This is a genomic window from Rhizobium sp. YTU87027 (assembly GCF_050644135.1).
Taxonomy (GTDB): domain Bacteria; phylum Pseudomonadota; class Alphaproteobacteria; order Rhizobiales; family Rhizobiaceae; genus Rhizobium.
Window position 1 is genome coordinate 2,148,763 of the sequence record NZ_CP098440.1, and the last position, 12,622, is coordinate 2,161,384.

The following is a 12,622-nucleotide window of genomic DNA, read 5'->3' on the forward strand; positions in this document are numbered from 1 at the left end:
CATGGAGAAGCGAGAACAGATCGCCAATATCTATATTGCGCTGCAAAGGCGACCCTTCAACCCTCGGAATGCAAGAGACTTGCGCGAAAAGCTTGACCGCAAGGCGCGTTTTATCCCATAGCCAGCACCAACGAATTCAAAAACAGCAGGTTTCTGGCCATGGGCTTCAAATGCGGTATCGTCGGTCTGCCGAACGTCGGCAAATCGACCCTCTTCAACGCGCTCACAAAGACGGCAGCAGCACAGGCGGCAAACTATCCCTTCTGCACGATCGAACCGAACACCGGCGAAGTCGCCGTTCCTGATCCCCGCATGCAGAAGCTCGCAGCGGTCGCCGGCTCCAAGGAAATCATCCCGACCCGCATCTCTTTCGTAGATATCGCCGGCCTGGTGCGCGGCGCTTCGAAGGGTGAAGGCCTCGGCAACAAGTTCCTCGCCAATATCCGCGAAGTCGATGCAGTCGTGCACGTGCTGCGCTGCTTCGAGGACGACGACATCACGCACGTCGAGGGTCGCATCAATCCTGTCGGCGATGCCGACACGATCGAAACCGAGCTGATGCTCGCCGACCTCGAAAGCCTTGAGCGCCGTGTCGAGCAGACGCGCAAGCGCGCCACTGGCAAGGACAAGGATTCGATGGCGCAGCTGCCGGTCATGGAAGCCGTCATCAAGCTGCTGAACGAAGGCAAGCCCGCTCGCCTGCTTTTGAAGACTCTGGCGCCGGAAGAAATCGAGATCCTCAAGAGCCTCAACCTCCTGACCTCGCATCCGGTCCTCTATGTCTGCAACGTCGCGGAAGCCGACGCTTCGACCGGCAACGAGCACACCAAGGCAGTCGCCGCCATGGCCGAGAAGCAGGGCGCCGAATGCGTCATCATCTCGGCCGCGATTGAATCCGAAGTGGCCCAACTTCCCGAGGAGGAAGCGGCGGAGTTCCTCTCGGCGCTCGGCCTCGAGGAAGCCGGTCTCGACCGGTTGATCCGAGCCGGTTACCACCTGCTCGACCTGATCACCTATTTCACGGTTGGCCCCAAGGAAACACGCGCCTGGACGATCGTGCGCGGCACCAAGGCGCCGCAGGCGGCTGGCGTGATCCACACGGACTTCGAACGTGGCTTCATCCGCGCTTTCACCATCGGCTACGACGACTACATCAACTTCAAGGGTGAAGTCGGCGCCAAGGAAGCCGGCAAGGGCCGCGACGAAGGTAAGGAATACGTCGTCCAGGACGGCGACGTCATCCACTTCCGCTTCAATACCTGACGCGAACCGAGAAGCTGCCGCCCTATGCCGGCGGCAGTTTCGCCTGCATGGCAACCGGCAGCCTGCCCATGACGAACCGACGGAGCGGCATCCATCCCGTCCCGATGACCAGCACGATCGCGCCAACAGTCAGAAGCGTGATGTAGATGTAGGTATCGACCCGCGCGTCCCCCAGGCGGAAGATTCCGTAGAGCGCAAAGCCCAGCGACAGCAGGCCTGACGTCACGAATGCGCGCCGGTCAATGATGAGGCCAATCAGCATGAGCGCGGCGACGGTCACAACCACAACCGGCGTACGAAACGATACCGTCTGCAGCGCGGCCAGCGTGCCGCCGCTGAGCCCAGCAAGCGATATGACACTGTAGAGCAAGGCCGGAGCTGCACCGAGATGGAGCCAGAAGGCAACGTCGGAATTGATTGTACGACGAAGCGGGTCGCGCAGATCGAATGTCATCGCCAGTGCGAAAAGACCGACCGCACACGCGATCGCGATAATCGACAAGACGATGGGATGATTGACCTCGAAGAGTGGATCACCGCTCAGCCAGCCAAGCGCCCGCAGAATCAATTGCAGCGCGACCACTGCCGCCCCCATGATCGTCAACGCAAGCGCGAGCGGTACGCGATAGAGCAGGTAGAAGAGCCCTAGCACGATGGGAAAGGCAAGGGTGTACTGCAGCGCAACGTTGCCACCTATCGGGATAAAGGAAGGCGAATCTTCCAGCCATTGCGCGGCGACAACTGCCGTCCAGATGGCAAGCGCAATCGTCAGCGCGACGGCGGGCAACGCCAGCCTCTGACGTCGAACAAGGATCTCGACGAGGACGACGATCGCTGGCAACACGGCATAAACCGAAGCGATACCCCACAAGCCGGCCAACGCCACGACAATGCCGATGGTTATCAACACGTCATGGAAGCCACGGACGAAGCTTGGCGTTTCGGTATCCGAAAAAGGCACCGACCGTGAAGGCGCTTCGGACGACAGTTGATCGACCCTGACGCCGTGCGCGATCAGGAATGGTAGTAGCCGCTCAGCAGCCTGGCGCGGAATGAGACCCTCCCGCGCGGCTTCATCAAGGATCAACTTCAATTCGGGCATGGTCAAATTCTCGCGGGAATCGTTGAGTCGCTTCGAATGCTATTGTAGTCGTTTTGAAACTCCTACGAGGGAAGAGGAATTTGTCCGTTCAGAAACTTACCTTCGAAGATTTCCAGCCGGGGCGACGCTTTGCGCTCGGGCCGCGGTCGGTAACCGCAGCGGAGATCATCGAGTTCGCCCGCGAATTTGACCCGCAGCCGATGCATCTGGACGAGGCGGCCGGTCGCGCCAGCATCCTCGGCGGCCTGGCGGCATCCGGCTGGCATACCTCGGCGCTGTTCATGCGCATGATGGCAGAGAGCTTTCTCGTCAATTCGTTCTCCCAAGGCGCGCCCGGCGTGGATTTCATGGAGTGGCGAAAGCCTGTTCTTGCCGGAGATACACTTTCAGGCCATTCGACGGTCATAGAAACCCGAGCACTGCGCTCTAGGCCCGGCATCGGCATGGTGAAGTTCCGCCATGAAGTTTTAAATCAGAAAGCAGAACTCGTCTGTCGCGCCGAAAACTCGATCATGTTCGTCAGGCGTGAAACGCTGGAGAAGATCGCATGATTATGGCGGAACGCTACGCCGCCGGCGAGAAGACCGACATCGGAAGCTATCTATTTACGGCCGAACGGATCATTCACTTTGCCGAGCGCTTCGACCCTCAACCATTTCACTTGGACGCGGAGGCTGCGAAGGCCACGCTCTTTGGCGGTCTCTGCGCTTCGGGATGGCACACTTGCGCGGCCTGGATGAAAACTTTCATCGCCTACTGGAGCGCCGAGTGCGCGCGCCTTGCAAGCGAGGGAGTGAAACCACCCAAGCTTGGTCCCTCCCCTGGGTTTCAGAAGCTTCAATGGCTGCGACCGGTCTACGCCGGCGAGGAAGTGGCCTACTCTGTCACGTTCCTTGCGAGTCGTCCCCTGGCGTCCCGTCCAGGGTGCCGGCTGAACAGTATTCTGTGCGAGGGGATGATCGCTGACGGCACGCCGGTCATCCGGTTCGAAAGCACCGTCATCGAATTCGAGTAAGCGCGGGCCTTAGAGCCTTTCAGGGCAAATTGAAGCGTTCTGCCGGAACAGGTTTTCGTCAGGGCAGAGACGATTGGCGAAGGGCATATCCCAAAGTACGTCCGAGCCGATCGCCTCTGATCCTGGTGGAACGATGCCCGGCCCTAGCTGGTTTGCAAGCAAACCACCGGGGTTGGCTGAAACGGCCCGCTGATCGACCGTCCGGCTTGGCCGTAGGAAATGGCTACGACGCGCGCCGGCCGGTCGACCATTCGACTCCGTTTGAGCCAACAGAACGCTTCAATTTGCCCTGAAAGGCTCTAATGGCCCGCGAACTCCACCAGCGTACGGACGTCGACGCCTAGCTCTTCCAGCTTCTTGCGGCCACCGAGATCCGGCAGGTCGATGACGAAGCAGGCTGAAACGACCTCCGCCCCCATCTGCCGCAAAAGCTGCGTGGCGGCGACCGCCGTTCCTCCGGTCGCGATCAGGTCGTCGACGAGAATGACCTTCTCACCCGGCTGCACCGCATCCCGATGCATCTCCATCTCGTCGACACCGTATTCCAGGCTATAGGCTACCCGCACGGTATCGCGCGGCAGCTTGCCTTTCTTGCGGATCGGTACGAACCCCGCCGAAAGCTGATGCGCGACCGCACCGCCCAGAATGAAGCCCCGAGCTTCGGTTCCGGCAATCTTGTCGATCTTCAACCCGGCATAGGGCTGCACCAGTTCATCGACGGCGCGGCGGAAGGCGCGCGGATTGCCGAGAAGCGTGGTGATGTCGCGGAAAATGATGCCGGGCTTCGGGTAGTCCGGGATGGAGCGGATGCTGGCTGCAAGCTCCGAAATCGTATCGCTCATGGAATGTCCATACTCTGCAGGCTTCAATTCGGCCGCACAGTATCAATTGCCACAGTCGGAACCAACAAAAAAGGCGGCCCAAAGGCCGCCTTTCACTAGACTCTGGAGCGAAGCTCTCAGTGTTCCTTGTTCGCGTAGACCGAACGCTTGGTCAGGTAGATCAATCCCGTGAAGATGGCCAGGAAGACCATGACCATGAAGCCCGTACGCTTGCGCTCCTCAAGGTGCGGTTCAGCGGCCCACATCAGGAAGGATGCAACGTCCTTGGCATACTGGTCGACCGTCGCCGGCGAGCCGTCGTCATATGTTACCTGACCGTCGGAGAGCGGCTTTGGCATGGCCAGCGCGGCAGCATTGGCGAAGTACGGGTTGTAGTGCGTGCCTTCAGCGACCTGAACACCAGCCGGCGGCTGCTGATCGTAGCCGGTCAGCAGCGAATAGATGTAGTCAGGACCACCTTCCTGATAGCCGCCGACGAAAGGGATCATGTCGATCAGAAACTGCGGGAAACCGCGCTCGATACCGCGCGCCTTCGCGATCAGCGAGAAGTCCGGAGGAGCCGCACCGTTGTTGGCCGCTGCGGCCGCTTCGTGGTTCGGGAACGGCGACGGGAAGTGATCCGACGGAATGGCCTTACGGGTAAACATGTCACCACTTGCGTTCGGACCGTCCTGAACTTCGTAGTTCGCCGCTAAGGCCTTCACCTGAGCGTCGGAGTAGCCAAGATCCCCAAGTGTACGGAAAGCCACAAGGTTCATCGAGTGACAGGCTGCACAAACTTCCGTGTAGACCTTCAGACCGCGCTGCAGCTGGCCCTTGTCATAGTGGCCGATGGGACCAGCAAAGGTCCACTCTTCATGCTTTGGATGAAGCAGCGGATAGTGCGGCGTTGCGCCTTCCGCATGATGTGCCGGCTCAGCGCCGTTCGATGATGCGGCTTCCTGGGCGAATGCCGCGCCGCTCAAACCAGCGACGACAGCAAGCGACAGGAGGCTTGTAACAAGCTTTTTCATGTTTCTCTTCCCTTCCTGTCGCACGTTCAGGCCTTGACCGGCTCAGCGGCCGCCGCCTTGTTGCGCTTTTCCAGAACCGCTTCCGTAATTGAATTGGGCAAGCGGCGCGGCGTCTCGACGAGGCCGAGAACCGGCATGGCAACCAGGAAGAAGGCGAAATACAGCAGCGTGCAGATCTGCGAGATGGTTGTGTAGAGGCCCTCGGCAGGCTGGGAACCGAGCCAACCGAGAACGATCGCATTGGCGACGAACAACCAGTAGAACAGCTTGTACCACGGGCGGTAGACAGCCGAGCGAACCTTCGAGGTGTCGAGCCACGGCAGGAAGAACAGTACGATGATGGCGCCGAACATGACCAGAACGCCTGCAAGCTTCGAGTCGATCGGTCCGATATTGAAGGTGATCGAGCGCAGCATCGCGTAGAACGGCAGGAAGTACCATTCCGGAACGATATGGGCCGGCGTCTTCAACGGGTCAGCCGGGATATAGTTATCCGGGTGACCGAGGAAGTTCGGCATATAGAAGACGAAGTAGGCATAGACCAGCAGGAAGATCGAAACGCCAAGCGCATCCTTGAGGGTCGCATAAGGCGTGAAGCGAACGGTATCCGTCTTGGTCTTGACTTCGACGCCTGTCGGATTCGTTTGGCCGACAACGTGCAGCGCCCAGATATGCAGGACGACAACGCCGGCAATAACGAAGGGCAGCAGGTAGTGCAGCGAGAAGAAGCGGTTCAGCGTCGGGTTTTCGACGGCGAAGCCACCGAGCAGGAACTGCTGGATCCACTCGCCAACCAGCGGGAATGCCGAGAAGAAGCCGGTGATAACCGTCGCGCCCCAGAAGGACATCTGACCCCAGGGCAGAACGTAGCCCATGAAGCCGGTCGCCATCATCAGGAGGTAGATCAGAACACCGAGGATCCAGAGAATTTCGCGCGGCGCCTTGTAGGAGCCGTAATAGAGACCGCGGGCGATGTGCAGATAAACGGCAACGAAGAAGAAGGACGCGCCGTTGGCGTGCATGTAGCGCAGCAGCCAGCCGTGGTTTACGTCACGCATGATCTTCTCGACGGAGTTGAACGCAACCGTCGTTTCCGCGGCATAGTGCATGGCAAGCACGACACCGGTCAGGATCTGCACGACGAGCATGACCGCAAGCATGGCGCCGAAGGTGTAGGCATAGTTCAGGTTACGCGGAACCGGATATGCGACAAAGCTGTCATAGACCATGCGCGGCAAAGGCAGGCGCGCGTCGATCCACTTCTCAAGGCCGGTTGATGGCTCGTAGCTGGAATGGCCACTCATAAATCAGTCCCCCTCAACCGATCTTGATTACTTTATCGGAAATGAACGAATAGGTCGGGATCGCCAGGTTCTGCGGCGCCGGACCTTTGCGGATGCGGCCGGCCGTATCGTAGACCGAGCCATGGCAGGGACAGAACCAACCATTGTATTCGCCGGCCTGACCGAGCGGGATGCAGCCCAGATGGGTGCAGGAGCCGATCATGACGATCCAGTTTTCCTTGTCCTTGCCGGCGGAACGGTCGACACCGGTCGCCTGCGCGTCGGAAGGCAGGTTGGCGTTGCGGGCAACCGGATCCTTCAGGTCGGACAGCGACACTTCATCGGCCGCCTTCACTTCCTCGGGCGTACGGTTGCGAATGAAGATCGGCTTGCCGCGCCACTTGGCGGTCAGCGACATTCCGGGCTCAAGACTGGAAACGTCGACTTCGATGGAAGCCAGAGCCAATGTCGAAGCATCCGGACGCATCTGATCGATAAACGGCCAAGCGACCGCAACGGCGCCCACGGCGCCCGCCATACCAGTGGTGAGATAAAGGAAATCACGGCGAGTGGGCTCACCCGTGATCTCGCTTGTCGTTTCGTGTTCGCTCACGGCTTAAACCATCCTCTGCGCAATTTTTGCGGAACTCCGCCCTTCCCCTCGCGGCGGCGAATCTGTCGCGACACAATTCGACCATAGATTCCCCACCAATCCGGCGCGTTCTAAGCTTGATCGCAAATTATGTCCAGCCTTGGCAAGGCCATGAGGGCACAATGTCGCGGGAATTTTCAGATGATTTTCGAAGACAATCACATGCTTGCCACAGTTGTGCATTGCACCAATTCGAACCTCGTGCTAGGCGAGCGCCACTAACCTCTCCCTATCCCAGCGCCCGCCGATGAAAGACACTTTATACTGCATAGGGAGTGTCCTCCTCTCGCTGTTGCTGGCGCTGATGTCTTTGCGCTACATCACACACGTCTGGCTTCTCGCCTTCGTTTACAGCTTTCAGATCCATTTTGCCCTGGCTGCGGTCGCGGGGTGCCTCGTCCTTCTACTCCTCAAACGGCACTGGTATGCCTACCTGCTACTGACCGTCGCGGCAGTATTGCTGGGGCATGGCGTTATCATGCTGAGGGAATTCGCCTCCCCGCCAGCGGCTGCTGATACGCCACCACTTTTCAGCGTGATGTCCTTCAACATCGAGCACGAGAACTTCTCCAATGCCGGGCAAATTGCGGCTTTCATCGTCGCCTCGAATGTCGATGTCGTGAACATCCTGGAGGCAGCTCCGCTTCGCCCCTATATCGCACGCCTGTCCGGCACATATCCCTACCGCATCGGCTGCGGCGAAGAGATCAACCAATGCGACACGCTCGTCCTCTCGAAGCGTCCATTCATCGAGAAGAAAGTCCGCAGCCTTGGCGAACTGTGGCAAAATCGGCTGACATATTCGGTCATCGACTTCGAGGGAACGAAGATCAATTTCCTCGCGGCCCATCTCGCCAAACCCTACTTCGATGACTTCCAGGGAGACGAACTCGACGATCTCGGGTCCGTGACGGGCGCTATCGACGGGCCGCTCGTCCTTACCGGAGACTTTAATTCAGCGATCCTGGACCCACGCATCCAGCGTTACATACGCACGACTGGCTTTCAGACGATCTTTCCCGAGCCGGCGACCTGGCCGATCAGGGCGCGTGACTTCGGCATCAGCATCGATCACGTCCTCGTCCGTCCGCCGCTGCGATTGAAGTCCGTGCAGCGGATCGCGGACAATATGGGATCAAACCACTTTGGCCTCATCGCCGAGTTTGCCATCGACCCTTGACGCTGGCCGCGACACGTCGAAATCGGTGGCAAGGAACCCACCGGATTGCCGCGCCCAGAGATCGGCGTAGAGACCTCCACGTTTCAGGAGGGTCTCATGCGTGCCCTCCTCTATGATCTTGCCATCGTCAACGACGATCAGTCGGTCGAGTGCGGCAATGGTCGAGAGCCGATGCGCGATGGCAAGCACCGTCTTGCCTTGCATGAGGCCGATCAGATTGGATTGGATCGCCTCTTCCACTTCGGAATCCAGCGCCGATGTGGCTTCGTCGAGAACGAGTATTGGCGCGTCCTTCAGCATGACACGAGCGATCGCGATGCGCTGGCGCTGGCCGCCGGAGAGCTTCACCCCACGCTCGCCGACATGGGCGTCGAAGCCCTTACGGCCATTCTGATCTTGCAGGCGCTCGATGAAGCCAAGCGCCTCCGCACGCAATGCTGCCTCCGTCAGTTTCGCCTCGCCCGCATCAGGGCGCCCAAACAGGATATTGTCCCGGACCGAGCGATGCAGCAGCGACGTATCCTGACTGACGACGCCGATCTGCATCCGCAGAGACTCCTGGCTGACCGCCGCAATATTCTGGCCGTCGACCAATATCTGCCCGCCTTCGAGGTCGTACAGCCGTAGCAGCAGGTTCACCAGCGTCGACTTGCCCGCACCGGAGCGCCCGACGATGCCGACCTTCTCACCTGGTTCGATCGCGAGCGAAAAGTTGTCGATGACGCCATCTGGCCTGCCATAGTGAAAAGAGACGTTCTCGAAGCGGATGCCAGGCTGGCGGATAACAAGATCGCGGGCACCCGGGCGATCGACGAGCCCGAGCGGCTGCGAGATCAACTCGGCGGCATTCTGGATTGTGCCGAGGTTACGCATGATGCCGTTGAACTGGGTCATCAGCCGACCGAGAAGGAAATTGAGGCGCAGCACAAGTGCCAGCGAGAAGGCCACCGCACCGGAACTGACGAGACCGGCCAGCCACAGATGAACGCTCAGTCCGGCCATTGTAACGATCATGATGCCCGAGAGCAGCGCCATCGAGGCGCGAACAGCGGTGATGAAGCGCGTGAACCGCAGTACGGTATGCTGATAGAAGTCGAAGCCCTGCCGCATGTAGCGGTCGCTCTCATCGTCGCGGGCAAACAACTTCAGTGTCTGGATATTGCTGTAGGCATCCACCATACGCCCGTTGATCATCGACGCGGCTTCAGCCGTTTGCCGGGAATGGAATCGGATGCGCGGCACGAAATAACGCGCGAGAACGCCGAATACACCGAGCCAGCAGAGCACGACCACGGCAAGCGAGAAGTCCAGCCTGGCGACAAGGACCAGCGTCGTCGCCGCATAGATACCGACGAACCAGACGCTCTCCATCAGCGACGTCACCAGGTCGCCCGTGGCCTGGCCGGCCGACCAGACCTTAGTGACGACGCGGCCGGAGAAATCGCTTTGAAAGAAAGAGAGCGATTGCCTCGAAACATGCAGGTAGGATTGCCAGCGCGCCAGATTATAGAAGCCGGGCGTGATCACCTGCTGATCCACGAGCGCAATCAACAGCGCAACGACAAAGCGGACGATGCCGATAAGCACGAGCATACCGAACAGTTCAGCGCCGTGCGCTGCAAGAAGGCCGCTCCAGCCTGCCGCCGGTGTGATCGTCGCGAGGATATCGACAAGCCGGCCAACGAACCAGAAGAGCGCCGCTTCGATTGCCGCCGACATGCCGCCGAGGACGAGCATGGCCACGAACGGCGCCTTCGCCTGACCGATGTAGAACCAGATGAATCCAAACGTGGAGCGCGGTGGCTGAATGTTTTCCCGCGGCGCAAAGGGACTAATCCAATTTTCGAAGACACGGAGGAGTCGTTTTATCAGCATAAATGCGATATAGGCTTATTAACCAGAGCGGGAAAGCAACGGCCCCAGGGCGCAACCTTATATTTTCGTAACAATCGGTAACAACAACGGCATCGCCGTTGAATGAGACTGACCTCGTGACAATCTCGGGGTACAATGGATTCTTACGGGAGACGGCCGCGATGCAAGCAAGGAAGACAGTCATGTCGAGTATTCCGCTGCCCCTTGCGGAACGACTTGATGCAATCGTTGAACAGTTGGAAATATCCTACGACGAAGTTATCGCCGAGGCGATCTCTGCCTGGGTCGATCGTGAGGAAGAGCGGCGTCTGTTTGCGTTGCGTACGCTTGCGTCGACCAACAGTATGCTTGTCGAAGGAAACCGCGTGAAAGACTGGGCAGACAGCCTCTGATCCGAAACACGTCAAACGCAAATGAGAAGCCCTCCCCGCACCCGCAGGGAGGGCTTCTGGTTCATTCGGCCGCCTCTTCCGCTTCTTCGGAATGGTCGGCCAGGAAGCCGCCCGACTGGCGGTTCCACAGGTCGGCGTAAATGCCGCCCTGTTCGACAAGCTCGGCATGGGCTCCTGCCTCAATGATCTTGCCCTTGTCGAGCACGATCAAGCGATCCATCTCGGTCAGGGTCGACAGGCGGTGAGCGATTGCAATCACCGTCTTGCCTTCCATCAGCGCAAACAGGTTTTCCTGAATCGCTGCCTCGACCTCGGAGTCGAGCGCCGACGTCGCTTCGTCGAGCACCAGGATCGGCGCGTCCTTCAGGAAGACGCGGGCGATCGCGACGCGCTGACGCTGGCCGCCGGAGAGCTTCACGCCGCGTTCGCCGACCTGCGCGTCAAGCCCTGTCCGGCCCTGCATGTCGACAAGCCCTTCGATGAAGTCCCAGGCATTGGCGCGTCTGGCGGCTTCGATCACCCGGGCATCCGTCGCATCCGGGCGGCCATAGGCGATGTTGTCGCGGATCGACCGGTGCAACAAGGACGTATCCTGCGTCACAACACCGATCAATTCACGCAGGCTCTCCTGGGACACGCCCGAAATGTCCTGCCCATCGATCGTGATACGGCCAGCCTCCAGATCGTAGAAGCGCAGCAACAGGTTCATCAGCGTGGTCTTGCCGGCGCCGGAGCGACCGACCAGACCGACCTTCTCACCCGCCTTGATGTCGAGAGAGAGATTGTCGATGACGCCTTTGCCCTTGCCATAGTGGAAGCGGATGCGATCGTAGTGGATTGCGCCCTTCTTCGCTGACAGCTGCGGCGCGCCCGGCTTGTCGACGATGTCGTGCTTTTTCGTCATCATCTCCATACCGTCATAGACCGTGCCGATGTTCTCGAACAACGCCGAGACTTCCCACATGATCCACTGCGACATGCCGTTGACACGCATGGCAAGACCAATGGCGATGGCGATGGCGCCCACCGAGATCTGCCCGTTCAGCCAGAACCAGATGGACAGACCCGACACCACGAAGAGTGCCACGCAGTTGTTCACATAGACAGATATGTGAAACAACGTGACGCGGCGCATCTGCGCATGAACGGTTCCGAGGAACTCCTCCATGCCGCTACGCGCGTAGGTCTCCTCGCGGCCGGCATGTGAGAACAGCTTGACGGTCGCGATGTTCGTGTAGCTGTCAACCACCCGCCCGGTCATCATCGAGCGCGCATCCGCCTGCTGCGCCGCGATCTTGCGAAGCCGTGGCACGAAGTAGGAGACGATGCCGATATAGACGGCGAGCCAAACGAGGATCGGTATCATCAGCCGCCAGTCGGCGGCAGCGATAACGATGATCATCGACAGGAAGTACGTGACAACATAGACGAAGACATCGAGGATCTTCATCGTCGTCTCGCGAACCGCAAGCGACGTCTGCATCACCTTCGTCGCAACGCGTCCGGCGAACTCGTTGGCAAAGAAGGTCATGCTGTGACGCAGCAGGAAGCGATGCATCTGCCAGCGTGCGATCATCGGATAGTTGCCGAGAAGCACCTGATGCATGATGAGCGAATCCAGCCCGGCCGCAAGCGGCAGGCCAATGAGGATCAACGATCCCATCCACGCCAACCTCGGCCACTCCGTTTGCAGGAATGTCGTCTTGTCGGCTTTGGTCAGCCAGTCCACGATGTCGCCCAGGAACTGGAAGAGCGCCACCTCGCCGACGGCGATCAGCGCTGTCAGGACTGCCATGATGGCGAGCCACGGTGCTGCCGGCTTCGTATAATGCCAGCAAAATGCAAAGAGGCCCTTCGGAGGAGCAATCGGCTCCTCGCTGGGGAAGGGATTGAGTCGCTGTTCGAACCAGCCAAACATGAAAATGCTCCGAAACTTGATCGCTCCGGCCTCCCGACTCGCGCAAAACGGCGCTTGAGCTCATATGGGAACCGGACGTTCACGGGG

12 protein-coding genes are annotated in these 12,622 nt (G+C 59.5%); 5 read left to right on the forward strand and 7 right to left on the reverse strand.

Translation table 11 applies throughout. The annotated features are described in order from the left end of the window. The first annotated feature begins 159 nt into the window (after positions 1-159). A complete protein-coding gene (ychF, locus tag NBG89_RS10765) occupies positions 160-1,263 on the forward strand; it encodes a redox-regulated ATPase YchF (protein ID WP_431319950.1) in 1,104 nt (367 codons plus the stop codon). A gap of 22 nt (positions 1,264-1,285) precedes the next feature. Here the strand turns inward: ychF and NBG89_RS10770 are convergent, their stop codons facing one another. Then, positions 1,286-2,365, reverse strand: coding sequence for a hypothetical protein (locus NBG89_RS10770; RefSeq protein ID WP_431319951.1), 1,080 nt, complete (start codon positions 2,363-2,365; stop codon positions 1,286-1,288). An 80-nt stretch (positions 2,366-2,445) separates the two neighbouring features. On the opposite strand from NBG89_RS10770, the gene NBG89_RS10775 reads away from it, so the two are divergent. Next, positions 2,446-2,916 carry a MaoC family dehydratase gene (locus NBG89_RS10775; protein ID WP_431319952.1) on the forward strand — a complete coding sequence of 157 codons (471 nt, stop codon included), beginning with the start codon at positions 2,446-2,448 and terminating at the stop codon, positions 2,914-2,916. Then, positions 2,913-3,380, forward strand: a complete 468-nt coding sequence (locus NBG89_RS10780) for a MaoC family dehydratase (protein WP_431319953.1) — start codon at positions 2,913-2,915, stop codon at positions 3,378-3,380. Before NBG89_RS10775 ends, NBG89_RS10780 begins: the two co-directional genes overlap by 4 nt. Positions 3,381-3,679: 299 nt before the next feature. Here NBG89_RS10780 and NBG89_RS10785 read toward each other — a convergent pair whose 3' ends face one another. The 4 genes from NBG89_RS10785 to petA all read right to left on the reverse strand — a co-directional run bounded on the left by NBG89_RS10785 (position 3,680) and on the right by petA (position 7,131). Beyond that, the gene (locus tag NBG89_RS10785) at positions 3,680-4,222 is read right to left on the reverse strand and encodes an adenine phosphoribosyltransferase (RefSeq protein WP_088695319.1); all 543 of its coding nucleotides are present in this window, start codon (positions 4,220-4,222) and stop codon (positions 3,680-3,682) included. A 116-nt stretch (positions 4,223-4,338) separates the two neighbouring features. Beyond that, positions 4,339-5,235, reverse strand: coding sequence for a cytochrome c1 (locus NBG89_RS10790; RefSeq protein WP_088695318.1), 897 nt, complete (start codon positions 5,233-5,235; stop codon positions 4,339-4,341). 26 nt (positions 5,236-5,261) lie between these two features. Then, positions 5,262-6,539, reverse strand: a complete 1,278-nt coding sequence (locus NBG89_RS10795; protein WP_431319954.1) for a cytochrome b — start codon at positions 6,537-6,539, stop codon at positions 5,262-5,264. A gap of 13 nt (positions 6,540-6,552) precedes the next feature. Beyond that, complete coding sequence (gene petA / locus NBG89_RS10800; RefSeq protein ID WP_431319955.1) at positions 6,553-7,131, reverse strand: ubiquinol-cytochrome c reductase iron-sulfur subunit; 579 nt, start codon at positions 7,129-7,131, stop codon at positions 6,553-6,555. A 286-nt stretch (positions 7,132-7,417) separates the two neighbouring features. Between petA and NBG89_RS10805 the strand changes: the two genes are divergently transcribed. Next, a complete protein-coding gene (locus NBG89_RS10805; protein ID WP_431319956.1) occupies positions 7,418-8,350 on the forward strand; it encodes an endonuclease/exonuclease/phosphatase family protein in 933 nt (310 codons plus the stop codon). Here NBG89_RS10805 and NBG89_RS10810 read toward each other — a convergent pair. Beyond that, the gene (locus NBG89_RS10810) at positions 8,306-10,225 is read right to left on the reverse strand and encodes an ABC transporter ATP-binding protein (RefSeq protein WP_431319957.1); all 1,920 of its coding nucleotides are present in this window, start codon (positions 10,223-10,225) and stop codon (positions 8,306-8,308) included. The two genes, NBG89_RS10805 and NBG89_RS10810, sit on opposite strands and share 45 nt — an antisense overlap. A 182-nt stretch (positions 10,226-10,407) precedes the next feature. Here NBG89_RS10810 and NBG89_RS10815 point away from each other — a divergent pair, with 182 nt between their 5' ends. Then, positions 10,408-10,617, forward strand: coding sequence for a CopG family ribbon-helix-helix protein (locus NBG89_RS10815; protein ID WP_088695313.1), 210 nt, complete (start codon positions 10,408-10,410; stop codon positions 10,615-10,617). 61 nt (positions 10,618-10,678) lie between these two features. Here NBG89_RS10815 and NBG89_RS10820 read toward each other — a convergent pair whose 3' ends face one another. Continuing rightward, complete coding sequence (locus tag NBG89_RS10820) at positions 10,679-12,535, reverse strand: ABC transporter ATP-binding protein (protein WP_431319958.1); 1,857 nt, start codon at positions 12,533-12,535, stop codon at positions 10,679-10,681. Positions 12,536-12,622: the final 87 nt, after the last annotated feature.

Excerpts from the sequence above, each read along its gene's own strand:
- NBG89_RS10780 (WP_431319953.1), top strand. The coding sequence starts at position 2,913 with ATGATTATGGCGGAACGCTACGCCGCCGGCGAGAAGACCGACATCGGA.
- NBG89_RS10820 (WP_431319958.1), bottom strand. The coding sequence starts at position 12,535 with ATGTTTGGCTGGTTCGAACAGCGACTCAATCCCTTCCCCAGCGAGGAG.
- NBG89_RS10790 (WP_088695318.1), bottom strand. The coding sequence starts at position 5,235 with ATGAAAAAGCTTGTTACAAGCCTCCTGTCGCTTGCTGTCGTCGCTGGT.
- NBG89_RS10795 (WP_431319954.1), bottom strand. The coding sequence starts at position 6,539 with ATGAGTGGCCATTCCAGCTACGAGCCATCAACCGGCCTTGAGAAGTGG.
- NBG89_RS10785 (WP_088695319.1), bottom strand. The coding sequence starts at position 4,222 with ATGAGCGATACGATTTCGGAGCTTGCAGCCAGCATCCGCTCCATCCCG.
- NBG89_RS10810 (WP_431319957.1), bottom strand. The coding sequence starts at position 10,225 with ATGCTGATAAAACGACTCCTCCGTGTCTTCGAAAATTGGATTAGTCCC.
- ychF (WP_431319950.1), top strand. The coding sequence starts at position 160 with ATGGGCTTCAAATGCGGTATCGTCGGTCTGCCGAACGTCGGCAAATCG.
- NBG89_RS10815 (WP_088695313.1), top strand. The coding sequence starts at position 10,408 with ATGTCGAGTATTCCGCTGCCCCTTGCGGAACGACTTGATGCAATCGTT.
- NBG89_RS10770 (WP_431319951.1), bottom strand. The coding sequence starts at position 2,365 with ATGCCCGAATTGAAGTTGATCCTTGATGAAGCCGCGCGGGAGGGTCTC.
- NBG89_RS10805 (WP_431319956.1), top strand. The coding sequence starts at position 7,418 with ATGAAAGACACTTTATACTGCATAGGGAGTGTCCTCCTCTCGCTGTTG.